Raw genomic sequence first — 26,277 nt, 5'->3', positions numbered from 1 at the left:
TTATGCAAAAATCGGCTGTAAATTTAAAATAAAACCAGGGAGAACATCTTCACCAGATAAACTTGTAGGAGAGTGTAAAACTTCTGGTGCAAGATTTGGACGATAAATTATGACTTGTTTGTCTTTGGGGTTAATTAACCAACCAAGTAATAATCCCGAAGCTAAGTATTCCTGCATCTTGGTTTGAGTGTCTTCCACATCATCCGTTTCTGAAACCAATTCCACTGCAAAGTCGGGACACAAGGGGAGATATTTTTTTCTTTGCTCCAGCGTGAGAGCATCCCAACGTTCCATCTTCACCCAAGAAGCATCAGGAGAACGAGTTGCACCATTAGGAAGTTTAAAACCAGTGGAAGAATCAAAGGCTTTTCCTAAATTATTTTGACTGTTCCAAAACCAGAGTTGACCTAACAAATCAAAATTACGGTTCCCCGTTTCTCCCCCAGTGGGTGACATGATTATCAATTCTCCTTCAGCAGTTAATTCCAAGCGCAACTCTTTATTTACAGCAACAATCTGTTCAAATTCTTCATCCGTAAATTTGAGATTAGGAGGTAATTGTAAAGTTAAAGCAGTCATAATTAACGTAACGCGGATGGCAATATCGCAACACTTCTCAGACGGTTAGGATAACGATCCAGCTACCAAACTTTAGACATATTCAAGACAAATCCCGGTAAAATTGGATCTGCACTCACTGTATCAGGATTCTCTAAACATTCTTCTGGTTGACCAGGACGATAAACATAAACGTGGCAGTGTTTGCGGTCAATCAACCAGCCTAACTGTACCCCTGGCTCTTTCATATATTCAACCATTTTATCTTTGAGGAGTTGAAGATTATCGCTGGGCGATCGCAGTTCGACTACAAAATCAGGACAAATAGGAGCAAATCGTTGTTGTTGTTCAGTCGAGAGAGTATTCCACCGTTCTAATTTCATCCAGGAAGCATCAGGAGAACGTTTTGCACCCGTAGATAACGTAAATCCTGTACTGGAGCTAAAAGCGATACCTGTACCGTCTTTTTCTGACCAAATTCCTAACTGTACAGCAATATTAAATTCTCTATTACCTGTCTCTGAGCCTGTAGGTGGCATAATTGAAATCTCTCCAAATTGATCTTGCTCAATACGCAAGTCACGATTCACTTGACAGAACTCAAAGAATTGTTCGTCTGTCATTTGCATTGATGGCGGAATTTGTATCACTAGGGGAGATGACAGCATAATATTTCAACAGCTGACTTTATTTTTATTTTCACGTAAATACAAAAAAACGCAAAGATGAGGCTTTGCGTCTTGTAGATAAAACGACTTAAAAATTTATCTACTCAATGCTGAGTAGTAATTCCCACTCACAACTCAGCACTTATTACTTGTTAGGCTGAGGAGTCATCCGCAAGTAGGGTTTGATTTCTTCGTAACCTTTGGGGAATTTTTCTTTCAATACTTCTGGATCTTTCAGAGAGGGGACAATTACGCAATCATCGCCATCTTTCCAGTCAGCTGGGGTAGCAACACTATAGTTATCGGTCAATTGCAATGAATCAATCACGCGCAAAATTTCGTCAAAGTTGCGTCCGGTGCTGGGGGGATATGTGAAAGAAAGGCGTAGTTTTTTGTTGGGGTCGATAACGAAGACAGAACGCACTGTTAAGGTTGCGTTGGCATTGGGGTGGATCATGTCATAAAGGTCAGAAACCTTACGATCCGCGTCTGCCAAAATTGGGTAGTTGAGAGTGGTGCTTTGAGTTTCTTCGATGTCGCCTACCCAGCCGTTGTGAGATTCTACATCATCAACGCTGAGTGCGATCGCTTTAACATTGCGCTTGTCAAATTCTGGCTTCAGTTTCGCAACTGTGCCTAGTTCAGTAGTACAAACAGGTGTAAAGTCAGCAGGGTGAGAAAACAGCACTACCCAGCTGTTACCTGCCCATTCGTAAAAATTTATGTCGCCATGTGTAGAGGCTTGCGTAAAGTTGGGTACTGTATCACCAAGATGGAGAGTCATGAGAGATTCCCTGTAGATAAAAAGGCAGATGTAGTCTACTTTGCCATCATCACATAAAGCATCGGTTTACCCATCGGATTTTAGCTGTTTTTTACAAAATTTTAAGTTGTCAGCATTGCGATCGGTGTAGATGCTGTGTTTTAACGGGATGAGGCTTGATTATTATACAGACATAATGTTTGTCTTTTGCACTCCATAAAATTAACTGAAAATTAACTTTTTGCTCACACAATAGAATTAGGATTTGACCGAATTATTGCAGAGATTGTTAAATTACTAATTGTTTTAGGAAAAGTGCATGATTTTTCAAAGGTCTTGGTTCTTGACGCGTCTTGTAATCATCTCTGCTTTAGTTTTAATGACAGGGTGTAACAATAATTCAAATTCAGAAGATAATTTTACAGGTCTAAAAGTCAAGTTTTTGGTAGGTAGCGCCTTGGGAGACTTCTGTAACCAAGCGGCGAAAAACTTTAATGCTACACAACCAAAACTAGATAATGGTAAAGCTTTTCAGGTGCAATGCGAAGCGATGGGTAGTGGTGATGTAGTGACTACAGTAGTCGCTTTAGCAGATCAATTGCAAAAGGGTACAATGCAAGCTGATGCACCAGATTTTCCGACGATTATTTCTCTGGATGGAGATATATATCATAGTCAGCTAATTTATCGGATGAACCAACTGTTTCCGGGGAAAAATTACATTCCAGAAATTACAGAATCACAACTTATCGCCAACACACCAATGGTGTTTATGGCGCAAGCAGATGTAGCATCTGGATTGAGAAAAGTACCTGATCCTTATAAGGTTTTGGTGACAGCTAAAACGCACCGCGATATTGATCCAGCCGCACCACCGTTAACAGTTAATTATGTGCATTCTGCGCCGACTCGTTCTAATTCTGGGCTACAAACACTGGTAGCCCAATATGCCAGTGTTTCAAATAAGCGTCCTGAAGAAGTAACTGTGGCGGATGTGCAGAAGTTTCAACCCCAAATTCAGCAAATTCAAAGCAAGATTACCCGTTATGGTGTTTCTACTAATTCTCTCGCCCAAGCAATGGTGAAGAATGGCTCATTTTGGGCTTCGGTGGGGTCAGTATATGAGTCGAGTGTAATTGTGGCTAATTCTGGCTTACAAGCAGGACAGCAGCGTTATGAAGCAGTTTATCCCAAAGCGACATTTACTTCTAATATGCGGGCAATTGTACCGAATGCACCTTGGGTAAGTGTAGACGAAAAAGCGGCGGCGGAAAAATTTATTGCTTATTGGCGATCGCCTGATACCCAAAAAATTGCTACTGATTTAGGTTTACGTCCAGGAACTCCGGGAGTCGCTTTAGGTGCTAAATTTACTCCAGAATTTGGTGTAGAAGCTCAAGCCAAGTATGATTCATTACGCACACCCAAGCCGGAAGTTGTGGACGCAATGTTGAAATCATGGCAGGAAACGGCTAAAAAACCATCGTTGGTAGTGGTAGTGGTTGATTCTTCAGGTTCAATGTCAGGTAATAAGTTACCAGCCGTCCAGAGTACTCTACAAAATTACATTAAAAATTTGGGCACAAAAGAGCAAATTGCCTTGATTGATTTTGACTCAGAAATTCGCCAACCTGTTTTGGTAGATGGTACACCCCAAGGACGCGATCGCGGTTATCAATTTGTCAATGGACTCCAGGCTAATGGTGGCACAAAATTATATGATGCTGCTCTACAAGCACGTAATTGGCTACAACAAAACCTGCGTCAAAATGCAATCAATGGTGTTTTAATATTAACTGATGGTGAAGATGCTGGCTCAACAATTAAGTTAGATGAGTTGGAGACGGAACTAAAAAAAAGTAATTTTTCTACAGACCAACGAATTGCATTTTTTACAGTGGGATATGGAGAAGAAGGAGAGTTCAACCCTGATGTATTGAAAAAAATTGCTGAGTTGAATGGTGGGTATTATTCCCAAGGTAATCCAGAGACAATTTCGCGGTTAATGGCAGATTTACAAGTAGAGTTTTAAACCGCAAATGGATGCAGATAATCATGAAAATTGCTAATCCACTTTATTATCCCTTAGCTGTGTTGGTTGGGTGTATTTCTTTGGTTATGGGTGTGCGTTTTCTGCAACTTCCCAGTCAGGTGATGTTACCTGTGGCGGCTGGTATTAGTGTAGCTGGTGCTAGTTTTTTAAAATCTCGTGAACCCAAATATTTTGAATTAGCAAATCCAGAATTAGAACGAGAAATTAAAGCAGTACAGGTTGCTGTTGTAACATTGGTAAATCAATCAGAAAATTTACGTTTAGAAGCAAAAAAGCTACTCACGGATTCATTTCAAATTGAACTTTTAACAGGATTGGAAATAAATTGCGATCGCGCTGCTGCTTTACCACAAAAAATTGACAATATAGTACTGAATTTATACGGTAATACACCGATACTTTCGCTGACTTCTTTACAACAGCAATTAGTGGAAGTTCAACAGAAACTTAGTTCTACTTCTGGTGTAGCGAAGCAACATCTAAGTCAACTGGCAGAAAGTCTTAGACGTAACATTAAGTTAGCCCAAGATGGAGAAGATACGCGGTTAGCTAGAATTATTAATATTTCAACCCTCATTCAAGATTGTACTGGAGTATTGCAGCAATTACAAAATAAATTACGTACCTCAGATTTAAGCGAATCTCAGCAAATTAGTGAATTGCAATTACTCAGCGATGGATTTAGTAGTTTATTAGAAAACCTCGATTTATTAGTTAATAAATAATCAAAAGTATGCCACCAATATTACAAGTTAACTCTCAAGTTAAAAAACAGTCCAAATTATCCAAACCTGTCAACTCCCTTGCTATTATCATTGTCACCTTGGGTTTGACTTACGCCCCAATTCCTGGTTTGCAAAAAAAAATAATTATTGTCAGCGGTACGGAACTGCAAGAACCTCTCCAACAATTAGAAGCAAAATTTGAACAGGCAAATCCTAATATTAAATTAGAGCTAAAATTCCAAGGTTCTCAAGAACTAGTTAATAATTATCTTGACCAAAAAAATGATTTTCAACCGACAATCTTAATTCCGGCTAATGGAGAAATTTTAACAGAATTAAGCGATCGCCTCCGCACCACCAACAACAGCGAACCTTTCTACAATTCTCCCCAACCACTGGCAAAAACCATACTGGTAGGTATCGCTTGGCCAGAACGCGGTAAAGTCCTCTTCCCCAATGGACGCTTTCAATGGCCAAGACTTGAACAAGCAATGCAAGCAAGTAGCTGGGAAAAAATTGGCGGTGCGAGTAACTGGGGTAGCTTTGATTTTGTCACCACAGACCCTACTCGGTCAAATAGTGGTCAGTTGACATTGAATTTATGGACACAATCAAAATTAGCTGGAACAATCAACAGCAACAGTTTCAACAATCCCTCTATCCAGACACTGTTTAGTTTAATTAAAAAATCAGTCTACCAGCCACCCCGTTCTACAGATATTCTGTTGCAAGAATTTATTGTCAAAGGGCCAAACGAAGCTGATGTTGCTACTGTATACGAAAGTGTAGCTCTTTATCGTTGGCAACAATCAGCAGCCAGTAAAGGTAAACCTTACCAAATCTATTATTTAGACCCTTCAATTGAAACCACCGCCACAGCAGTTATTGTCCGGCGAAATGTAGATGCTGGTACAGCAAAAGCCGCGAGACAATTTTTGGACTTTCTCACTCAACCAGAACAACAAGCGGTATTTGTCCAACATGGTTTTCGTCCAGTGAATAATAATGTTGACTTAAAGACTGTGCAGAATAGTCCGTGGAATCAAAATATTCCTGGTGCAGAAATTAAACCGAGTATGCAAATCCTCTCACCACCGGATAGTAAAACTACCACAGAAATTCAACGCCAGTGGGAACGAGCAAATTAGCAAATTTTTCTGAAATTATTTTTACACATTACACCCGTATACCCTAAAAAATGCTAGGTTAACAACTATCGTCGGTGTTTTAAGTGTCTATTAACACTAAAATAGTTGATTTTAGAGAAGGCTATGGTTGGTGCTGATCGATTAATCATGAATCAAGATTTACTACAGTCATCCACACTAAAAATTTTAGTTATTGATGACCACCAATTAATTTTAACTGGAACTTTCAATACACTACAACAACAATATCCAGATGCGGCGATCGCCAAGGCAAATACGGCAGTTGAAGCGATCGCCCAGATTGCCAATTCTAAGAGCTTGTTTGAGAAGTCAAATTTCATACTAGCGGTGGCGACTTCTCATGATCAAAGAGCTTCTCATACCGACAATCGAAAAATAATGTCAGTATCAGCAATCCAATTTGCATAAAATTGCATTTACAAAATGTGATCAAAATGTTGTGGCTAACTTTAAATTCGCACTTTATATGCGGCTTTTTCCAGACACTTTTTTTACCTATCCCATTTTGGTCATGGTGGCGATCATTCTCGACTACATTTCAGCCACACTTTCAAGAAACACATTCGGTAGGTTGAGAAACAGGAATAAGTTCTAAACCAAGAGCTTGAGCTTTTTTCTTAAGGTTTTTAAGGATACGTTCTTGATGCTGTTGTTCGTAAGTATCAATACCAGCGTCTTCAATGGTTTTTTAGTTGGTAAGAATTTGCTGATAAGCTTGAATCATTTGCCGAGCGATCGCATCCCAACTAAAATGTTCTAAAGCATATTTTTGGGCATTTAACCCCCGGCGTTGGCGTTCTTGAGGATTTTGTAAAGCTTGTTGCAATAACTCAAATAACGCTGAGACATCAGTTGTACCCACCCATCCCGACTCACTATCACTTACCTGTTGCCAAATATGCACTTGGTCGGAGATAACTACAGGAATCCCTGCTACCATTGCCTCAGCCACAGCAATACCGAAGTTTTCATAATAGGAAGGCAAAACGAATAAATCAGCAGCTTGCAGTAAACTAGCTTTTAACTCACCACTAACAAAACCTGTGATGGTAGTATGCGATCGCAATAATGAATTTTCAATTTGAGATTTGATTTTTTGTTCATAGTCTGGGTCTTGGGGATTTGTCCCAGCTAAGACAAAGTGAAACTTGCAATTATCCACCAAGAGTTTTTCTAACGCCGGAATCAACAAATTCAAACCCTTTTTTGGGTCAATCCGCGACATAAACAGCACCAAAGGCTCACCCTCCGGTATTCCTAGCTGACTGCGGATTGCACTTTGATAGTTTTTCGGAGTAGGTTTTACCCCCAAAGGTATCACTAAATCTCGTGTATTTGCCCCAAATCGTGCGGATATTTTGGCTTCTTGGTCACTAGTAAAATGAATAGCAGCTGCGCCAGCTAAATTGCGCCGTTCGATGAGTTCTACATATAGCTTTTTTAATTGCTGCTTCTTCCGCAAATCAGCCGGGTCGAGAGTACCCAACGGACGCAAAATATAAGGTAAATTTTGCTGACGACAAGCGATCGCAGCCGCACTACTTATAGGAGAAAATAAAGCATGGATGTGTGCCAAGTCAAACTCGCCAGCGTGATTTTTCAGCCATTTTAATAAATCTAGCGAAAACTTGTAGCGACGAAATGGCGCACAACGAAAGTAAATAATTTCATAACCATCTTGTTGAATTGGTCGATTTAAAGGCACATCCAGAGGTTTTTGATCAATATCGCCATTACTATCAGTTGTGAGAATAGTAACTTTTACACCTTCCTTAACTAATGCAGGTGCTAGTCCTAAAACCATTTGACTAGGGCCACCGTAAATTAAGGAAATGGATGGAACAATTTGCAGTATTCGCATTTTATTTAATATTTTATTTTAGTTAAACATCTTAATTTATCGGCGTTTATTGCATCAGATCCCCGACTTCTTTGAGAAGTCGGGGATCTTTTTGTTCATGAATGATCCGGGATTGTCATAACAATATTCAACTTGCAGACATAGAGGAATATTTACTATTAACTAACATCTCCGATTGTTTGTCTAATTTACTATAAATTTGACCATCATTCCAAATTGATTGAATATGGCTACCCAAAGCTTTCATAAAACCTAAGACATAAAACATCGCGCGAGACAAAACCCTGGTGAAAGAACCACTTTTATTACAAGGTGGATGTCCCAGAACCTGACAATCAAATAAACGAGCGTATAAGCGCAAAGCTTCGTTAAGTGTAAGATTCTTCAAACTCATTAAAAAATTGTTGTGGTAGAAGGTGAGTTGATATTCGAGCGATCGCGTACTAATATCATGACAACCACCCGTTTCTTCACCTAAATGGACTAAATGAGCTTCCGGGTCATACCAAATCTTATATCCTGTCTGCCGTATCCTCAAACAAAAATCAGATTCTTCTCGCACCGCACTACCGCGAAATCTCTCATCAAATCTCAGTTTATACTTACTGAAAATTTCGCGACGAAAGGACATATTGCATCCCCTTGCTGTTAGTACTTGCTGGGGTTTAATTGTATGTACTAAATCAAGATAATACCAAGCAATACCTGGATTCATTGCTTGGGGAGGTAGATATTCAATCTCTAATTGTCCACCCGATTCACCCAACTTCATTCTGTCAAATACCCGTCCAGCGACAGCACCTATTTCTGGATTTTGTAAGTAGTTTTTTGCATGAGCCATTAGAAACTCAGGTGTTAACCTCACATCATCATCAATAAACAAAATTATTTCACCTGATGACCGACGCACACCGTAGTTACGCGCCCCTGGTAAACTAGCCCAATCTAACCGGAACCATTGAATTTTACCTAGTGCAGCCACTTCTTCTAAATAAGCTTGAATTTCTGGTTGGTGTTTTGGAGATTGGTCTACTACCAAAACTTCAAAGTTGGGATATTTCTGGTTAAGAACATCCACAATACTATCTTTTAAAGGCTCTTCTCGTCCGTAGGTTGGTATGATTACGGAAATTAAAGGCAAATCATTCATGTGCTTTTATTCTCAAATAAATTTGCTGTTTTGATACTAAATTTATACCGAAATTTGAATCAATTAGAACTTGATTTGTAGACGTTTTTTATTGGTTACCTGTTCAGAATCAGCATTTTCTTTTTCTTGTTTATCTAGTGCTGGTAATTTAAATAGTATTCCCGCAAAAAACCAGTAATATACAGCCACTGGATCAACATCTAAGGGATAGTAGTAGGTGTTGCAACTAATAAACAATATAAACACCCACATAGATGCTCCGTAACTGCGGAAATTACGGTTTTTTATCGAGCGATAAGTCTTGAACGCCGTGATTGTCAGGGTAGTGACTAAAGCTAAAAAACCTAATACACCAAAAATCCCAACTTCATACAATACTTTGGGGTAGTAAGTTTCCACTAGCTTGGTCTTACCTAATGCACGAGCAGAGTTTGTGGCTCGACCTAAGCCGCTTCCTATAGGGGTATCTACGTTTTTCCAGTTTTCTTCAAATTGCTGAATGATAAAGTCTTGAGGTGGTGAAGCATTCCAGCGAGTAATAAAACTGTCAGTTCTTTCTTGAACAACCTCCGGGTTATTCACCATCGCAATTCCCAGAATTATCACCAATCCTATACCTATAGGGATAAACCGTTTTAAGTTAGCAATTTGACCAGTTAGTAATAGTAGTAACACAAAGCAAGTTGGTACTAAGGCTAAAGCAATTCTCTGTCCAGAAACTACCGCATTCACAAAGACCAAAGCTAGAGAACCTAAACTTGTTAGTCGCCAAAAAATGGATGGATCTGAAAAGCCTGTAGCGAAGCCAAAAAAAGTACTAGAAATTAAAAACCATGCCCATTGCCAAGGTGCAACAAATGTTCCTGGTAGGCGAATAATTCCTTGACTGGGACTGTAGACTAAAGCCCCACCAAAATAACATCGGGCTTCTAATGTGGCTTTAAATAAGGCCGCGCCTTCGTAATTTCTAGTACCTTCACAAATCCCAACTACTAAGAACAGATACTGGAGAAATCCTAGTCCGCAGCAGATAATAATCAGGACAATTTGTAAGCGGGATAACCAGAGAAAATCTTGCTTATTACGAACTAGATAGTAAGCACAAGTAATCAAAGGGACATAACCTAAAAATACTTTTAAACCTAGAATTCCTAAGCCTATGGGTATTTCTTTAACAGGTGTTTCTAGTAATCCCACAGGAGGTGGGTTGAGTTGTTGTCCGCCATTGATAAATATCAGCGTTAATAAACTTGAACCCAATACAAAAAGCAAAGGAATTTTAATAGATTGGGGAATAACAAAGGGTAGCCCCTGTTTACGGCAAATTTGCCAAAGAGCAATTACAGCTGGAAGATAAAAAGAATCTTTAGCTAATTGCAGAACCGGACTGTTACCAATGTAATAGGTGATTGTTCCCCCAAAAGGGACATAAATCAGGAAGCCAATTAAAGCTGGTCGGGGGTATTTGTAAGAAAAAGACATTACAAGAACACCTAAGACAGCAGGTAATGCTGTCTTAATTCCGCCTACTAAAAACGACAAAAAGCCTAAAAATAGACCGCCAGCGAGGGATTTAGTGAGTAAATCCATGAATTCTTTGCGGGCTTTGGTTGCTTGGCGCTTTTGGGCTAACCTTTCTTGAAGGCTAAGGGTAGGTGCTTCCTTTGCAGGCTGCTTTTTAGAGTTTTTTGATTTCTGAAATTTTGACTTTAATTGTGCCATAGCAGCCCTTTAGCCTATGTATATAAAGTGCTGAGGAGCCAGCCCCAGCCGCGTGGGCGGCTACTTACTTAATCCCGAAAACTAAAACCTGATAATAACATACACAAAGTTTGTGTCTAATCAGACTCAAAAACTAGCGCCAGCCTGAGACGACAATGTAGCAATTCTCAATCATTCGTCATAGACAAGATCCCCGACTTCTTTAAAGAAGTCGGGGATCTGATCCGCTTAATTTTTACAAATAAAATAGGATTACTAACGCCGTGTGCAACTTTCTCTCAAACCTAACCCCCAATCCCTTCCCTTGTAGGGAAGGGGAGCAAAAATTAAAGCCTCTCCCCGCGTCGGGGAGAGGTTTGGAGAGGGGTTTTAAAAATAAGTCGCACATCGCGTTACTATATACTCAGTCCAGAGTCTGAACTTTTTTCTTCTCTGGATTATTCCTGTCGCACACCATCCACTACTGGTGTAACTTGGTTGGTAGAAAATGGGTCTGTACCACCAGTCCAATTAAAGTCACTGATGCGGATACTGAAGCCGCCTAACTCTAGGACAGGATTGTAACGTAGAGTAATGCCATAGGTGCGGCGATTATACTCCAAAATATAATCAGTACTGGTTTCTCTTCCTGTATCCAAGTTAAATGATGTTTGAAAACCTACACGAAAAGGGCCATAAATTTGCTGTGTAATACCAGCACTCAATACTCTAATATCAACGGAGCGGTCAAAGAAAAAAGGCGATAATCCGCTGTTTAAGCCTTGAGAGTAACTGATATTAAAGGCTGTGTAATCCAAAAAAGGACGAGAAAAATTACCAATCTGTCCGATCAGGCCAACTGTACCAATTAGGGTGCTTTGATTATCACCATTGGTGTAATAACTAGTAGTACCTCTAACACCAGCGATCGCACTTAAATAAGGAACTACTGGATTGGGTGTGTAGCGCAAGCCTTCTGTAGCTGTAGCTGGTAAAGGTTTTCCTCGCCACAATGACACACTAGTACTGAGACCAGCGCTGGCTTGGAGGCGACCTAAAGAAATACGATCAATGCTTTGATTGACGTTTGATTCAAATAAGTCTTGACGATCGCTATTGGCGTTGATATATTGTGCGCCTGCTTGATAGTCAAGAAAAATGCCACTGTTACCTAAAGGAATTACGGGAGAGGTAACTACAGCACCCAAACTACTTTGGACAGTTTGAAAGCCAAGAGAACCGTTATATAAGCGATCGCGGTAGCTATATTCCAAATTCAAATAATGCGGATTGCGATCGCCTAATGTTTGTTGCAGTCGCAAACTAGCCCGCAAATTGTCGTCTAATTGGCTCAAATCAAAACTAGTTAATTCCCCCGAACCTCGCAGGGTTGTTTTTGGACTTAAAACGGCATTTACTCTGCTTCTGACACCAAATAAAGATGCTGGATTGTTGAAGCCTCCCTGGGCTGCTCTTTGGACAAAAAGCTGCGGTGTAATTGTCCAACGTGCTTGTTCTGTATTTATCGGTGTAAAACTACGCTCCAAAAATAAACCACCCCGTTCATCGCCATCAAAACCAGGAGAAACAATTGCGGGAGTTACCTCTTGTTCTCGACGGTCAATAGTTTGATTATCTACTGGTATGGGTAAGCTAAAACCTTGATCGAACACCAAGCGCTGGCGTTCTGTTTTAATTCGGTCGATTAAGGGGGCTTGGCGTGTCAGAGTGACTTTATCAGCCCGTAATTCTAGTTCTGGTGGCGAAAATGGGTCATTGGTAATTCTTACATCTCTCGCTTGCCAACCCCGCGGAAAAAAATCGATGTATCTGGCTTCAAACCGCAGTCGCTTGACTTCACCACCTTGTTTTGGTGGTGGCAAATTGCTTGCGCCGCCTCGACCCCCGATAGAAACATTAGCGTCTCCAGGACTTTTCACACCCGTCAGTGGCTGATTAGCGCGAACGCGATCGCTTAGTGGTCGTTGTGGCACACCGCCAGCTGTAATATCAGTGGGTAAAAATCCCAAATCTGTTGAGGATGAAGGAATGTAAATTTCACCACTACCATTTTCCAATTCTCCACTGTCTTGGAGGAAATTATAGGTAAAGCGTTGACCACGCAATAACTGATCGCCTCTTGTTAGGGCAACATTGCCTTTACCAACAGCGATTAAATTTGCTAAATTTACTTGCAGGCGATCGGCATCTATTACAGCCCCATCAAATCGCACCACTACATTTCCTTCCGCCGTCACAATTCGCCGTTGTTCATCATACTCCTGCTTATCTGAGATTATTTCTACAATCCTCTCCCTCACTACTGGCGTGGTTGTAGAAGCAGGTGCTGGTTGAGTTGGTTGGTTAGGTGATTTGAATTCTATACTTCCAGGAGTTTCTGATTCGCTTGTTGGGCTGCGAGACTTAAACTCGATAATATTTTGGACTGGCTGAGTACTCGGTACATGATCGGTAAATGTACCGGAGAGATTGACGGTTTCTGGTTGCTGTGGTGGTGCAGTAGTTGTATTTTGTGATTCTGGTGGAGTTAATTTTTCAGCTACAACTTGCTCTGGTGATGGAAATTGCTGGAAAGTTGAGTTAGTTTGAGGCGGACTCTGACCACTGATATTCACCGGCTGGATGAGATAGCCTACACCCAAAGGCTGCCCTAAATTTGCGGCATTTGTGGAAGTACTAAAGGGAGAAAGTGCTGATGGTAAAGTTTCTGGTGTATTGGGAGTAGGTAAAGTTTTCGCAGTTACTAAATTATCTGAAACCGTTTTAAACGGAATTAACTGAGGCGGTACATTTTTCTTATCCGCAATATTGGCACTTTTTGGCTTTTCTGGAATGTTTTGGAGATCACTAATAGGATCTACAAATGAATGAATTTGGGTATCGTTAACCGATGACAGGGAACTTGTAGATTTTATAGTTTCAAGAACAGGAGGCGGTGCAGGCGGCAGAACTGGATGAAGCATATCTGGGCAAAATAAACCTAACAAATAGCCAACTAACAGCCGGAAAGAAGTTCACATTTTGCCTTCCGACTTTTGCTTTTTGCCTACATGCAGCAAGCCGCTAAAAGGAGGAAATTGCATTGTGCAGGATATGGCGTTGCCAAAACTCCCTTTGTTTTTCAGGACTTGAGAGCAGATTCCTACTAGGTCGTAACTTTGCCATCAGCTAAACTCTTGAAAAGCAAGTATCTGTTGGAGTTATGAAAGCAGTATGTTTTGCTCATCATCCTGTGTGTAGACACCCAGTTACTGTGAAGGGAAACTCCGTTTGCGGATTTTCCCTATTGTAGCAACTGCCATTCAGTTGTCGGCGCAAAGCCTTCCCGTAGGATAGCAAGCAATTTTCCTTGACCTTTGGTGTGTTCTACCTTCCGGCAGCCGCGGATAGTTTGTCTTGATTATTACTCTAAATCCCGACGGCCGGGGTTACGAGCAGGATCATTGGACAAAAATCCGAAGACAAAAGTAGTCACGAAGAAGGCAACAACAATATAAACAACGATTTTTAAAGTCAGCATAGAAGTATCTCCAAAGGGGTTCAGAAAAAAGCTTCTTTCAGTATCTGCCACGCAGAAAAGATAGCTCCTTTATCTTACCCAAATCTTGTCTCGTTTTGAGCGCATTCTGTTGAGAGTGGAGGGCTATGTCCTGACCACCCCATAGAGTATGGCACAAGTTTGGCTATTATCTCATGCTGTGGTTAGTTTGATCAGTAGATGCTTGTTAAATGTAGTTGTTGACTGGCTAATCTTGTGACGTTAATTAATCAAAGAGGTTTCCTGACTATTCTTTTTACAGCCTTCCTGATGCAGTGAAACGAAAAAATAGTGGTTTTAACAAGGGGTGTATGGGTGTAGTCCAGTAGGGTGTGTTAGCGACAGCGTAACCCACCCTACTAGCTACTAGCTACTTAGTTAGCACTTTGGTATTACACTTTCAAGCCTGCCTTGGCTTGAATATATTCTTCTAGTTCGATTTTTACTGGTACAGCATTCCAGATTTCTTGACAATATTCTTTGATGGCTCGGTCAGAAGAGAATTTTCCTGTCCGTGCTGTATTCAGAATTGACATCCGTGTCCAGTGTTCTTGGTCACGGTAGGCTTTATTTACCTGGTCTTGAGAGTCAATATAAGACTGGTAATCTGCAAACAGCAAGTACGGATCGTGGTACAACAGGGAGTCTACTAGTGGACGGAACAGATTGGTATCACCATAAGAGAAAAATCCTGAACTGATTAGGTCAATCACTTCTTTGAGTTGAGGATTGTTATGGTAATAGTCCCAAGGGTTATAACCTCTGGATTTTAAATCGTACACTTCTTCGGTTGTCAATCCAAACAAGAAGAAGTTTTCGGCTCCCACTTCTTCGCGGATTTCGATATTTGCACCATCAAGTGTGCCGATAGTTAGCGCACCATTCATGGCAAATTTCATATTGCCGGTGCCAGAAGCTTCTTTACCAGCAGTGGAGATTTGTTCTGAAAGGTCGGCTGCGGGGTAAACTCGTTGACCAAACCGCACATTGTAATCAGGTAAGAATACTACTTTTAGGCGATCGCGCACATCGGGATCGTTGTTAACTACATCACCAACGGCGTTGATGAGTTTAATGATCAACTTGGCAATGAAATAGCCAGGAGCAGCTTTACCACCAAAAATAAATGTGCGGGGTGTGATGTCAATGTTGGGATTTTCCTTGATGCGCTTGTAGAGCGTAATGATGTGCAGCACATTGAGGTGTTGCCGCTTGTACTCATGCAATCGCTTCACCTGAACATCAAACAGCGATTCTGGATTTACTACAATACCGTGGTTTTGGAGAATGTAAGCTGCTAGGCTAGTCTTGATGTCTTGCTTGGTCTGCCGCCATTCCCGACGAAACTCAGCATCTTCTACAAAGGCTTCGAGTTGCTTGAGATCCTGTAGATGACTAATCCAATTAGTACCAATTTTGCGAGTGATTAAATTAGCCAGTTGGGGATTACTCACTACTATCCAACGGCGTGGTGTGACACCATTGGTTTTGTTGTTGAACTTTTCAGGCCAAAGTTCATAAAAATCGCGGAGAACATCTTGCTTGAGTAACTCTGAATGTAAGGCGGCGACACCATTAATTGCATGGGAGCCAACACTTGCTAGGTGTGCCATGCGGATATACTTTTCACCACCCTCATCAATTAACGATAGCCGCGCTAGGCGATCGCTATCGTTGGGATATTTAGCATGGACTTGACCCAGAAAACGTTGGTTAATTTCATAGATAATTTGAAGATGTCTGGGTAGCAAGTGATTAAATAAGCCTAAAGGCCACTTTTCTAAAGCTTCTGGTAACAGGGTATGGTTGGTATAACCAAAAGTGTTTTGGGTGATTTGCCAAGCCTGATCCCACTCTAGCTCATGCTCATCAAGCAACAACCGCATTAATTCAGCCACACCTATGGATGGGTGGGTGTCATTGAGTTGCACAGCAAATGACTCGTGAAAGGTATTTAAGTTCTCGCCTTTTTGCAAGTGAAGACGGATCATGTCTTGCAGGGAACAAGAAACAAAGAAATATTGTTGTTCTAAACGCAGTTCTTTGCCTTGAACCAACTCATCATTAGGATAGAGAACTTTGGTAATGTTTTCGGAAACTACTTTTCTGTTGACTGCACCGTAGTAGTCTCCGTCGTTAAACGCCCGGAATTCAAAAGACTCAGGAGCTTCAGCTTTCCATAAACGTAAGGTATTGGCAGTGTTGACTCGATAACCTGAGATGGGCGTATCGTAAGGAACACCTTTCACAACTTTATCGGGAATCCAGCGTACCCGATAGCGGCACTTTTCGTCGTAATAACCTTCGGTGCGACCGCCGAACTTGACTTCTATGCTTTCCTCTGGACGCGCAATTTCCCAAGGATTGCCTAAATGCAACCATTTATCAGTAATTTCAACTTGCCAACCGTCTCGAATTTCTTGGTCAAAGATGCCAAATTCGTAGCGAATTCCATAACCGATTGCGGGAATTTCTAAAGTCGAAAGGGAGTCCATGTAACAGGCGGCTAGGCGACCTAACCCTCCATTACCCAAGCCTGGTTCTTCTTCAATTTCGCGCAATTGGACAAAATCTAGCCCACATTCCTCAACTGCTTGGCGCACTTGATCGTAAATTCCCAAATTGACCAAATTATTGCTTAAGTGTGGCCCTAAGAGAAATTCTGCTGATAGATAACAGACAACTTTGACACCTTTTTTTGTATAGGTTTCAGTAGTTTTGAACCAGCGTTGCAACATGCGATCGCGTATTGTGTAAGCCAATGCCATGTAATAATCATTGGGCGTGGCTGTGGCAGGGGACTTGCCTTGAATGTAAAAAAGGTTATCAGCAAGGGCGCGTTTGATGGTTTCTTTACTTAACCCCGTGCGATCATCCTCAAATTCACATTGCAATAATGGAGCTTGCTCAAATGTCGTCATAATTATTTCCTATCAAGAATAGAGAGTAGAGAAGGGAGAAATAATAACTCCTCACTCCTGACTTTGCAATGCTACTTGCTACAACGGAGGGAACCTCCGCAACGCAGTAGCTCTTCAGCCTTAAGCCATCACAGTTGGCTATTCCCGTCCTTTTAGTTCTCGGGTCTGAACTATTGCTTCAGCAAAAGTAATGAAACAAACAAGTACTTATTGGGGATCAAGGTAATGTTTGGCGGGATCTGGCTCGTAGCTTGCTCAATAAACTCTTAGGATTGCACCTTGAGTACCTGTACCAGAAAGTTGCACCACAATGCGAGAACCATGAGTAAAGCCAACGCAAATACCTTATTTTTGACTAATGCTGTCATCAACAAGGTCGGTATAACTTAAGTCAGAATTATTCTACGGCTTTGTTGCTTGAAGGAAAAAAAAGACACACTTTTCTTTAGATGAGGTGTTAATTATGTCTGGGGAATTCCTACGCCTCTCTTGGATAATTGCTGACTCATGCGATTTTTGATGACTCGTGCAGGTACACCTATGGCAACGGAGAATGGTGGAATATCTTTGGTGACGACTGCGCCTGCACCAATTACACTGCCTTGACCAATCGTTACGCCATCTAATACCGTAACTCCATGCCCTAACCAACAATCATCTTCAATGACTATTCCTTTCCGAGTCACGCCTTGGTATTTAATTGGCTCCAGTGGATTGGCAAAATTATGATTATTGCCATATATGCCTGAATGAGCTGCAATCATACAGCGTTTGCCAATTTTAATCTCTCCCGGGCCAGCGATACACACATCAGGCCCGATAAAGGTTTCCTCGTCAATGTGGATAAACGTGTTGTCTAAACACCCTATATTAACGTTACGTTCAATAGCTACCCCACGACTTAAATAAATTTTATTGCTTGAATGTCCTTGAGCATCTATACGTACACCTTGGAAAATGTATACACCTTTACTTATTTCAATACGATCAGTCCCCAAAAATTCCACGCCATATTGAATATAAACTTGACTATCTAACTGAGAAAAAATACTCCGGTATACAAGGTTACGTAGCTTTGTACCAAGAGCAATTGTAGGAATATTTCCTAGTAATGTGGTGAGCAACAATTCCTTGAAGCGTTGCAGTTTTGAAGAATATTTTTGGTTGTTCATAACTCAATATCTATCAGATAAATTTGTGTTGGCTAGATTAACAGTGGGTGTTTTTTGGTAGTGCCACTGATCTTGAATTGCTCAAGTTATGAATTGGTTGATCATTGAGCCGAATCTCCCAAAACCGCTCTCTAGTTTTTCCAAAAGCTAGAGAGCTAAAAGCTGGTTTTGGTTATATTTGTAATCTTCTGAAATTAGTGCGATGCTCTACAACTAATCTGTGGTCATCGCTGGCAATTATTTTATGAGTAAGATACTGCTATTTTGCTGATTTTTCCCAGCTACTAAATGAATTGCAGTTTCAAACTTCAGACTATTAAATAGTAAAATTAGGTATTGAAGGCAGAACAATTTGAGTAGCTGGATACATATTTATCCTCAAGCTACTGTCTGCCATTTTGTTTAATGATATTCAATTACCTAATTTAACAAGCTTTGTCAACATCACTACGTATTTGATTGGTTAAGCTCAAAATTTGAGGCGAATTATTCCTGACAATCACAGTATGAGATTGGTCAGAATTATTTTGGTATGCTTAACTCAAGTAAGATTCAACTAAGGTGGAGTATCACCAACTTCAGCCATCACATTAAAATTTACCATCGGTGCAAACAAATAAATGCTTCCTCGACTGCAATGACGACTTTCTTGCAATAAATTTCTAGAGTATGCTGCTATGCTCATTTTGCACACTTGATGATTTACAATTTAACCAATTCACAATTTCATTTAGATGAGTGGCTTTTAATAATAATTGACTTCCACAATAACACATTATATTTGTAATGACTCACTCTCAAGTAGTAGGTTTAGTTCAATATTATTGATAGATAAAAATTTGTGATTAAGATAACATTTGCCACCGCATAATTATCAATATTTGAAATTTTACACTCATCACAAAAAATACATTTAGGGTATAGAAAATGTCTCTGACTTGAAAAGCTTTAAGATTTTTTAACAAAATTGCTGTTATTCAAAAAAACATAGCAGATGTGCAACGCAGCAAATGATATCTGCGCTACTTTTTACAGGTTATACTTTCCAAAAGTACAAAAGTTAAAAGATTCTTATCAGCCATAACCATAATCTCAAAATTTGTAAATCACCCGATCAGGCGATCCGAATGGGCGATGCGTCTAGGATATCTCCTATTATAAATTTTGAAATCTAGAGAAAATTCACTTTCTTCAAAGGAATCCTCACAAGAAAACCAAATTTGTAGACTAATCTCCTCTCATTAATTCCCACACTTGGTTGAAATTATGGTTGAAATTAAACAAATCGTCCAGCAAGCTTTTAGGACTGGTTATTTGAGTATCGCCGAGCAAAACCAGATACAAGTGTTACTGCGGCGAGATTATGACTCAGAAGACTTGGATGCTTTTATTATTTTGCAGCGTGCGATCGCCTCTGGGGAGGTTCAGCGAGAGTCCAAACATCAACAAGCCACTCCATCTAGCAACACCAAAAGTACTACATCTAATATAAAGCTTGCTTATAAGATAGCAGCTGAGATTGCTTGTGCGGCGGCGATCGCTCTGACAATGCCAAAAAATACCCAAGATCAACCTTTTTTGGGAAGTTGATCATTGGTAGCAATGTTCAAACTTCCGGTTTCTGGCTTGAGAAGGGAATTTTTATGTCATTCATTTGACCGATTCAATAATTAGGAAAATATTAAATTTTGATCACCAAGCAGACGCTAGAGCAGAACACAAAAAAACAAAAATGTGCTTGGTGCAAGGTTTAGCAATAACTCTGGTCAAAGTTTTTAATTCTTAACAAAGTCACAAGTACTTTACAAACACAGTATAAAGAATTGGCAGCATTGGTTAAAGACAGTAAACAATAACCATAGCTGAACCTGGAGAAGTGCTAACTTACTATGCAGCCAATTCGCACATTCAATGTTTCCCCTTCACTCCCATCACGCCTAGAACCACTACGGCAGCTGGCGTATAACTTGCACTGGGATTGGAACGTTGAAACCAAAGATTTATTTCGCCGCTTAGACACAGATTTGTGGGAGTCTAGCCGCCATAACCCAGTGTTAATGCTGGGTACTATCTCCCAAGCACGGCTTTTGGAGGTAGTTGAAGATGATGGCTTCCTAGCGCAAATGGATCGCGCTGCTCGCCAGTTAGAAGACTATCTACAAGAGCGGACTTGGTATCAGAAACAACGCAGCCAAAAGCCAAAAGAATGCTTTGCCTATTTTTCGGCAGAGTTTGGACTGGTTGATTGTTTACCTGTTTATTCTGGAGGCTTAGGCGTTCTCGCGGGTGATCACTTAAAATCTGCTAGTGACTTAGGACTACCGCTAGTGGGTGTAGGCTTACTTTATCAACAGGGGTATTTTGCTCAATATCTCAATGCTGATGGCTGGCAACAAGAACGCTACCCCATCAACGATTTTTATAATATGCCCTTGCATTTGGAGCGCAATCCTGACGGTTCAGAATTGCAGATTGCCGTTGATTATCCAGGGCGCAAGGTGTACGCCAGAGTGTGGCGTGTACAGGTAGGGATGGTTCCTTTATACATGTTGGACACCAACATTGAACCAAACAAACAATACGACCACGACATCACAGACCAGCTGTATGGTGGTGATATCGATATGCGTATCCACCAAGAAATCATGTTGGGTATCGGTGGTGTACAGATGCTCAAAGCTTTGGGATATGATGTCACTGCCTATCACATGAATGAAGGTCACGCCGCCTTCTCAGCTTTAGAACGCATCCGGCTCTTGATTCAAGAAGAGGGTTTGAGTTACGCCCAAGCCAAGCAAGTGGTAAGTTCTAGTAACATCTTTACCACCCACACACCAGTACCTGCGGGTATTGACTTGTTCCCTCCCGACAAAATGTTGCATTACCTGGGGTACTATGCAGATATCTTTGGCTTGCCCAAGGAGCAATTTTTAGGACTAGGGCGAGAAAATACTGGTGATTTATCCGCGCCTTTCAGTATGGCGGTGTTGGCGCTGAAGATGGCGACTTTTTGTAACGGGGTGGCACAACTGCACGGTGTTGTATCGCGGCAGATGTTTCAAGGTTTGTGGAAGAAAGTACCAGTCCAAGAAGTACCCATTACCGCGATTACCAACGGGGTTCATGCTCGTAGTTGCGTTGCTAAATCAACTCAAGAGTTGTACGATCGCTATCTAGGGCCAAACTGGTCATCAGCACCACCAGATAACCAACTGTGGGAACGGATGGAAGCAATTCCCGATGAGGAATTGTGGCGCAATCACGAACGCTGCCGTCTGGATATGGTACTGTACGTGCGGGATCATCTAGTCAAGCATTTACGCGATCGCGGTGCTTCGGCTTCCGAAGTTGCCCAAGCCCAAGAAGTACTAGATCCCTACGTTTTAACTATTGGTTTTGCCCGCCGATTTGCTACCTATAAACGCGCTACCCTTTGGATGCGCGATCTAGAACGCATTAAACACATCTTACTTGGTGATAAAACCCGCAAAGTTCAATTCGTAATTGCTGGTAAAGCTCACCCCAAAGATATCCCTGGGAAAGAACTCATTCGTGATATCAATCACTTTATCCACGAACACCATTTAGAAAAACAAGTAGTTTTCGTTCCTAACTATGATATTCACATAGCTCGGTTAATGGTGGCAGGTTGCGATGTCTGGTTGAATACACCCCGTCGTCCACGGGAAGCTTCCGGTACTAGCGGAATGAAAGCCGCTATGAATGGATTACCAAATTTAAGTGTTCTAGATGGTTGGTGGGATGAAGCTGATTATGTCCGCACTGGTTGGGCTATTGGACACGGCGAAAATTATGACGATCCCAATTATCAAGATGAAGTGGAAGCTAACGCTCTCTATGATTTGTTAGAGAAAGAAGTTGCGCCTCTATTTTATGACCACCGCGACGAAGATGGTCTACCCCGTCCTTGGGTAGCCAAAATGAAAGATGCCATTCGCTTGAACTGTCCGTTCTTTAATACAGCGCGGATGGTACGAGATTATGCCGAACGGGCTTATTTCCCAGCCAGCGATCGCTGTCATACTTTGATTGCTGATAATTATGCCCCAGCCAAAGAATTAGCTACTTGGAAAGCTAAACTCAGTGACCACTGGTTTAACATCAGAATCAAAGATATTGATGTATCGGTAGGCTCAGATATTGAGGTTAACCAAACCGTTGCTGTCAAAGCCAAAGTTGACTTGGCAAGTTTGAGCAATGATGATGTGCAAGTGGAACTTTACCAAGGTGCGATCGATGCCGATGGTGAAATCGTCAATGCTATACCAGTAGTGATGGATTACCAAGGCCAAGATCCCCAAGGTTTGAGTATCTACACAGCAAATGTCATCTATACTACCTCTGGTTTCCAAGGCTTGTCCTTGCGCGTGTTACCCAAACACCCACACTTGTCTAGTGCTTATGAACCAAGGTTGATTGCTTGGGCTGAATAGAGTGCTGAGTACTGAGTGCTGAGTACTGAGTCGAGAGAAGATAGCGCCGCAGGCGCTAATAAATCGAATAAAGTGCTGTTAGCAGTAGCGGGGCGTTCAGCCCGTGCTAAGTTGTTATTAAATACTCAGCACTCAGTACTTTCAACTCATCACTAATTTAGGGATGACAATGTAACCTGTGGTGCGATCGCCTAATACAAGGTTGCGTTGTTCACCCCAATACCACCAGTGTGCAGCAACATAAGCACAGATTAAACTATCTAGTTTGTCTTCTACCGCTTTAAGTGCTGCACCTGTGGAAGGCAAAAGGAAAAAGTCAAAAGGAAAAAGATCAGATTTTGGCGCTTTAAGGCTAGGTTGGAGAGTGGGTAAAATTTCGAGAATATATTGATGGAGTTTAATTAATTCTAGACGACGCTCATTGATGCGTCCTTTTTTATATTTCAGAATGCGTTCTAAGCTAAATAAATTAACTATGGCCGGGTGAGGAAATACTTCTATTTGATATCTGCCGATTTTTTTTGGTTCGATAGTGGGTGCATGGGTAAAACCGCGCGATTCTAATTCTAAGCCAAAGTTAATAGTGCGGTCGGCGAAGGGTAAATTTTGATTTGCTGGGTAGCAACCTGCATGATATTTACCAAAGTATTTATGACTGAGTTTATCTGGTAGGCGGCTACCTGTGGCGTTAGGAATGAGAGTAGGCGCATCTACAGCAATAATGGCTGGTTCTTCTGATTTTACACAGGTATCTATCCAAGTTAAAATATCTGCGATCGCTTCTTTTCTGTCCAGATCAATTAATTCCAATTGTCCGTCTATTAATTCTAAACAGCATAAGCCACTTGGTTGGGATTTCCAGCCTAAATCAATGCCAATAAATTTCATTTTAAAATGGATACATCTAGTTAGTTTCAAACTAAAATATATCCTATACTAATATTTGTGATTTTCGGTATTTTGGTTATGATAAATACATAAGCATTTATACAAAAAAATATTTTGATTGCTGAAAAGTAGTAGCTGCCACTTTGAGCTTTTCACTTAACAATAGAATCGCCTATTGGTCAAATATAACTAGTACAGCATGGCGTAAATAAACCACCCATTCTAAATGTCTGAAACACTTGCAGCAAGGTAATTACGAATTACGAATTACGAATTACGCGTAGCGGTACTAGAGTCATGGAGGAGCAGAGAAATAGGTATTATACCCACTTGGTTTTAATTCTCTACTCCATTGACTTAAATTGATCGGGACACAGAAGACTTTTCCAACTTGCTCAAAATTTAATTGCTCTTGAGCCAGTTATCAAAGTTTGATTTGATTAGTCTTCCATTGGAGACATTTCTCCACCTGAGCAAGTGTCTCCAGGTAAGCACTTAGCAAATGGTGTTACTGTAATTATGTTACCAACAGCTAAACGTGCTGATGGTGATGATGCTATTGGAGATGATTCTGCTGGAGATGTTCCTTGAGTTGGTTCTTCACCACGTCTCTTGTGTTTACATCCACCAGTTAAAAGTTCCTGTTTATCTAGAGATAAATCCACCAACAAATCAGATGCAATTGTTTGAATCAACATAATTCTTTACCTCACTTACGTTATATAGGTGTTAATCACCTATGCCTCTGTTATAAACTAATGTCTAATTTAAAGAATTATTCTTTAGTCATAAAAAAATAAGCTAGAATTCTATCTTTAGATATTGGCTAAAAACTTTTAATTTTATACTTCTTTACTTGATAAACATTGATAATTTTTGCATAAGCAACTTAATTAACATGCGCCTCTCTGGGAGACACACGTTAATTTCAGGATATATTTAAAAGCTAGTGATTAAATATGCTAAATAATTAGATATGCTGTCAAAAGACTTAAACAGTTTCTAACTGATAATTTGAGTTTTCTTGTTTGTGAACTTTCTGTTGTTCTCTTAATGCTTGCAATTGTTCTTCTAATTGCGCCTTCACTTCATGGCGGAAAGTAAAAAAGTGTTCACCTAAACTCAACGCCACAAAATAATCATATAATAAATGGGGTTTTTGGATAGCGATCGCTAATAATTGCCACCAAAAAACCCAACGTGTAAAGCGTACAATCCCCTGTCGCCAAATAATTATAGGAAACAAACGTAATTCATGCCAAGTTAAAGGACGTTTACCTTGAGGAATTTTGCCTTCCATCAATTTAAAATGACGATAAGTGCGCTGTAAATAAGGCATCGGCTCATACAAATTCCAGAAAGCCTCAATATACTCCCTAATGATTTCTTCTAAAGGACGGGTAGGGACAAAGTTCATTAATGCTTTTTGAGAACCCATGAAATCCATTAACCCTTCTTTTAATCGTCCTTCTTGTTTGAGACGATCCCACATAGCTGTATTATGCAAGGCTTGGAGCAAACCTAAATGTGCTTGGGGAATCCCTGTCTCTTCTACAAATTGTTGAATGCGTTGTCCTGCACCTTTTTTTTCACCATCAAAACCGATAATAAACCCGGACATAATTTGCAGTCCAGCGCGTGTAATTTTGGAGCAGGATTCTATTAATGACTGACGAGTATTTTGTTCTTTATTAGCTACTGTTAAACTTTCTACATCTGGTGTTTCAATCCCCATAAACACCATTCTAAATCCAGCTTGCACCATCAACTCAATTAACTCATCATCTTCTGCCAAATTCAAAGATGCTTCTGTGAGTAAAATAAACGGATACTTACGTTCTTCCATCCAAGGAATTAATGCTTTTAAAAACATCTTGGCATTACGTTTATTGCCAATAAAGTTATCATCCACGATAAATATTAATCGTCGCCAGCCAATTTGATACAAGACTTCCATTTCCGCCAGCATTTGTTCTGGTGTTTTTGTGCGTGGCTTGCGACCAAATAAATTGATGATGTCACAAAATTCGCACTGAAAAGGACAACCGCGCGAAAATTGCAGCGTTACTGCTAAGTAAGCATCTAAATCTAGTAAGTCAAAACGCGGAATAGGTGTTTCAGTTACATCTGGTTTTTCTGTAGCACGAAAAATTCCTCCTTCTTCCCCCCGTGCTAACCCTTCTAAAAACAAGGGAATGGTGCATTCTCCCTCATCCAGAATTAAATAATGTGCGCCTGCTTCCAAGGCAAATTCTGGAACTGATGTGGCAAAAGGGCCTCCTACAGCCACTTTTTTACCTAAAGCTACCCCTTTTTGAATCAATTCCCACAAATCTTTTTTCTGGATAATCATTGCAGAGATGATGACTAAATCACACCAATCCCAATCTGCATCTGTCTCTAGACGTACATTTCGGTCTACCAATCTGAGTTCCCAATCATTAGGTAACATGGCTGCGACTGTGATTAAACCCAACGGCGGATTTGTAGCGCGTAAACCTGCTAAATTGAGGGTTTCTTGGTAAGACCAAAAAGAATTAGGCATAATTGGCCAAAGTAGTAAAGCTCTCATCAGTACACACCCTGGAATGTAAAAATTCACTACTTCCCACGTTAATCAAAGTTTTCTAGCAAG

20 protein-coding genes are annotated in these 26,277 nt (G+C 40.7%); 6 read left to right on the top strand and 14 right to left on the bottom strand.

Annotated elements, in window-relative coordinates:
• From IQ259_RS09045 to IQ259_RS09035, 3 genes are all read right to left on the bottom strand, one after another.
• Positions 1–579, bottom strand: coding sequence for a Uma2 family endonuclease (locus tag IQ259_RS09045; protein ID WP_193883820.1), 579 nt, complete (start codon positions 577–579; stop codon positions 1–3).
• A gap of 62 nt (positions 580–641) precedes the next feature.
• On the bottom strand, positions 642–1,226 hold the full coding sequence (locus tag IQ259_RS09040) for a Uma2 family endonuclease (protein ID WP_193883818.1): 585 nt from the start codon (positions 1,224–1,226) through the stop codon (positions 642–644).
• Between the two features lie 145 nt (positions 1,227–1,371).
• Positions 1,372–2,010 carry a peroxiredoxin gene (locus IQ259_RS09035; protein ID WP_193883816.1) on the bottom strand — a complete coding sequence of 213 codons (639 nt, stop codon included), beginning with the start codon at positions 2,008–2,010 and terminating at the stop codon, positions 1,372–1,374.
• Between the two features lie 298 nt (positions 2,011–2,308).
• Between IQ259_RS09035 and IQ259_RS09030 the strand changes: the two genes are divergently transcribed.
• From IQ259_RS09030 to IQ259_RS09015, 4 genes are all read left to right on the top strand, one after another.
• On the top strand, positions 2,309–4,021 hold the full coding sequence (locus IQ259_RS09030; RefSeq protein WP_193883814.1) for a VWA domain-containing protein: 1,713 nt from the start codon (positions 2,309–2,311) through the stop codon (positions 4,019–4,021).
• Between the two features lie 23 nt (positions 4,022–4,044).
• Positions 4,045–4,767: a hypothetical protein gene (locus IQ259_RS09025; protein WP_193883812.1), complete on the top strand. Its 723-nt coding sequence runs from the start codon at positions 4,045–4,047 to the stop codon at positions 4,765–4,767.
• Between the two features lie 8 nt (positions 4,768–4,775).
• Positions 4,776–5,915 (top strand): extracellular solute-binding protein, encoded by a 1,140-nt coding sequence (locus IQ259_RS09020; RefSeq protein WP_193883810.1) that lies wholly within the window; start codon positions 4,776–4,778, stop codon positions 5,913–5,915.
• A 123-nt stretch (positions 5,916–6,038) separates the two neighbouring features.
• Positions 6,039–6,344, top strand: a complete 306-nt coding sequence (locus tag IQ259_RS09015; RefSeq protein WP_193883808.1) for a response regulator transcription factor — start codon at positions 6,039–6,041, stop codon at positions 6,342–6,344.
• Positions 6,345–6,624: 280 nt separating this feature from the next.
• Here IQ259_RS09015 and hpsP read toward each other — a convergent pair whose 3' ends face one another.
• From hpsP to IQ259_RS27530, 8 genes are all read right to left on the bottom strand, one after another.
• Positions 6,625–7,797, bottom strand: a complete 1,173-nt coding sequence (hpsP, locus tag IQ259_RS09010) for a hormogonium polysaccharide biosynthesis glycosyltransferase HpsP (RefSeq protein ID WP_193883806.1) — start codon at positions 7,795–7,797, stop codon at positions 6,625–6,627.
• 127 nt (positions 7,798–7,924) lie between these two features.
• Entirely contained in the window at positions 7,925–8,947 is a 1,023-nt protein-coding gene (gene hpsN, locus IQ259_RS09005) for a hormogonium polysaccharide biosynthesis glycosyltransferase HpsN (protein WP_193883804.1), read from the bottom strand.
• Positions 8,948–9,010: 63 nt separating this feature from the next.
• Entirely contained in the window at positions 9,011–10,669 is a 1,659-nt protein-coding gene (hpsL, locus tag IQ259_RS09000; protein ID WP_193883802.1) for a hormogonium polysaccharide biosynthesis protein HpsL, read from the bottom strand.
• 437 nt (positions 10,670–11,106) lie between these two features.
• Complete coding sequence (locus tag IQ259_RS08995) at positions 11,107–13,632, bottom strand: DUF3769 domain-containing protein (protein ID WP_193883801.1); 2,526 nt, start codon at positions 13,630–13,632, stop codon at positions 11,107–11,109.
• A 440-nt stretch (positions 13,633–14,072) separates the two neighbouring features.
• A complete protein-coding gene (locus tag IQ259_RS08990; RefSeq protein ID WP_193883857.1) occupies positions 14,073–14,189 on the bottom strand; it encodes a photosystem II reaction center protein I in 117 nt (38 codons plus the stop codon).
• 410 nt (positions 14,190–14,599) lie between these two features.
• Positions 14,600–17,128, bottom strand: coding sequence for a glycogen/starch/alpha-glucan phosphorylase (locus tag IQ259_RS08985; protein WP_193883799.1), 2,529 nt, complete (start codon positions 17,126–17,128; stop codon positions 14,600–14,602).
• A 461-nt stretch (positions 17,129–17,589) separates the two neighbouring features.
• The gene (locus IQ259_RS08980; protein ID WP_193883797.1) at positions 17,590–18,300 is read right to left on the bottom strand and encodes a DapH/DapD/GlmU-related protein; all 711 of its coding nucleotides are present in this window, start codon (positions 18,298–18,300) and stop codon (positions 17,590–17,592) included.
• A 556-nt stretch (positions 18,301–18,856) separates the two neighbouring features.
• Entirely contained in the window at positions 18,857–18,985 is a 129-nt protein-coding gene (locus tag IQ259_RS27530; RefSeq protein ID WP_255525262.1) for a hypothetical protein, read from the bottom strand.
• Between the two features lie 581 nt (positions 18,986–19,566).
• Between IQ259_RS27530 and IQ259_RS08975 the strand changes: the two genes are divergently transcribed.
• Both IQ259_RS08975 and glgP read left to right on the top strand, forming a co-directional pair.
• Positions 19,567–19,890, top strand: coding sequence for a hypothetical protein (locus IQ259_RS08975; protein WP_193883795.1), 324 nt, complete (start codon positions 19,567–19,569; stop codon positions 19,888–19,890).
• Positions 19,891–20,189: 299 nt separating this feature from the next.
• On the top strand, positions 20,190–22,754 hold the full coding sequence (glgP, locus tag IQ259_RS08970; protein ID WP_193883793.1) for an alpha-glucan family phosphorylase: 2,565 nt from the start codon (positions 20,190–20,192) through the stop codon (positions 22,752–22,754).
• Between the two features lie 141 nt (positions 22,755–22,895).
• Here the strand turns inward: glgP and IQ259_RS08965 are convergent, their stop codons facing one another.
• From IQ259_RS08965 to IQ259_RS08955, 3 genes are all read right to left on the bottom strand, one after another.
• The gene (locus tag IQ259_RS08965) at positions 22,896–23,642 is read right to left on the bottom strand and encodes a DUF429 domain-containing protein (protein ID WP_193883791.1); all 747 of its coding nucleotides are present in this window, start codon (positions 23,640–23,642) and stop codon (positions 22,896–22,898) included.
• A gap of 440 nt (positions 23,643–24,082) precedes the next feature.
• Positions 24,083–24,340, bottom strand: coding sequence for a hypothetical protein (locus tag IQ259_RS08960; RefSeq protein ID WP_193883790.1), 258 nt, complete (start codon positions 24,338–24,340; stop codon positions 24,083–24,085).
• A 293-nt stretch (positions 24,341–24,633) separates the two neighbouring features.
• Positions 24,634–26,214 (bottom strand): B12-binding domain-containing radical SAM protein, encoded by a 1,581-nt coding sequence (locus tag IQ259_RS08955; RefSeq protein ID WP_193883788.1) that lies wholly within the window; start codon positions 26,212–26,214, stop codon positions 24,634–24,636.
• Positions 26,215–26,277 lie beyond the last annotated feature (63 nt).

Source organism: Fortiea sp. LEGE XX443, from assembly GCF_015206815.1.
Classification (GTDB): domain Bacteria; phylum Cyanobacteriota; class Cyanobacteriia; order Cyanobacteriales; family Nostocaceae; genus Nostoc_B.
The sequence above is the reverse complement of the archived record's forward strand: the minus strand, read 5'-3'. Positions and strand labels throughout refer to the sequence as shown.

Bases quoted from the DNA above. Each gene is read 5' to 3' on its own strand.
- IQ259_RS09045 (WP_193883820.1), bottom strand. From the start codon at position 579: ATGACTGCTTTAACTTTACAATTACCTCCTAATCTCAAATTTACGGAT.
- IQ259_RS09040 (WP_193883818.1), bottom strand. From the start codon at position 1,226: ATGCTGTCATCTCCCCTAGTGATACAAATTCCGCCATCAATGCAAATG.
- IQ259_RS09035 (WP_193883816.1), bottom strand. From the start codon at position 2,010: ATGACTCTCCATCTTGGTGATACAGTACCCAACTTTACGCAAGCCTCT.
- IQ259_RS09030 (WP_193883814.1), top strand. From the start codon at position 2,309: ATGATTTTTCAAAGGTCTTGGTTCTTGACGCGTCTTGTAATCATCTCT.
- IQ259_RS09025 (WP_193883812.1), top strand. From the start codon at position 4,045: ATGAAAATTGCTAATCCACTTTATTATCCCTTAGCTGTGTTGGTTGGG.
- IQ259_RS09020 (WP_193883810.1), top strand. From the start codon at position 4,776: ATGCCACCAATATTACAAGTTAACTCTCAAGTTAAAAAACAGTCCAAA.
- IQ259_RS09015 (WP_193883808.1), top strand. From the start codon at position 6,039: ATGGTTGGTGCTGATCGATTAATCATGAATCAAGATTTACTACAGTCA.
- hpsP (WP_193883806.1), bottom strand. From the start codon at position 7,797: ATGCGAATACTGCAAATTGTTCCATCCATTTCCTTAATTTACGGTGGC.
- hpsN (WP_193883804.1), bottom strand. From the start codon at position 8,947: ATGAATGATTTGCCTTTAATTTCCGTAATCATACCAACCTACGGACGA.
- hpsL (WP_193883802.1), bottom strand. From the start codon at position 10,669: ATGGCACAATTAAAGTCAAAATTTCAGAAATCAAAAAACTCTAAAAAG.
- IQ259_RS08995 (WP_193883801.1), bottom strand. From the start codon at position 13,632: ATGCTTCATCCAGTTCTGCCGCCTGCACCGCCTCCTGTTCTTGAAACT.
- IQ259_RS08990 (WP_193883857.1), bottom strand. From the start codon at position 14,189: ATGCTGACTTTAAAAATCGTTGTTTATATTGTTGTTGCCTTCTTCGTG.
- IQ259_RS08985 (WP_193883799.1), bottom strand. From the start codon at position 17,128: ATGACGACATTTGAGCAAGCTCCATTATTGCAATGTGAATTTGAGGAT.
- IQ259_RS08980 (WP_193883797.1), bottom strand. From the start codon at position 18,300: ATGAACAACCAAAAATATTCTTCAAAACTGCAACGCTTCAAGGAATTG.
- IQ259_RS27530 (WP_255525262.1), bottom strand. From the start codon at position 18,985: ATGAGCATAGCAGCATACTCTAGAAATTTATTGCAAGAAAGTCGTCAT.
- IQ259_RS08975 (WP_193883795.1), top strand. From the start codon at position 19,567: ATGGTTGAAATTAAACAAATCGTCCAGCAAGCTTTTAGGACTGGTTAT.
- glgP (WP_193883793.1), top strand. From the start codon at position 20,190: ATGCAGCCAATTCGCACATTCAATGTTTCCCCTTCACTCCCATCACGC.
- IQ259_RS08965 (WP_193883791.1), bottom strand. From the start codon at position 23,642: ATGAAATTTATTGGCATTGATTTAGGCTGGAAATCCCAACCAAGTGGC.
- IQ259_RS08960 (WP_193883790.1), bottom strand. From the start codon at position 24,340: ATGTTGATTCAAACAATTGCATCTGATTTGTTGGTGGATTTATCTCTA.
- IQ259_RS08955 (WP_193883788.1), bottom strand. From the start codon at position 26,214: ATGAGAGCTTTACTACTTTGGCCAATTATGCCTAATTCTTTTTGGTCT.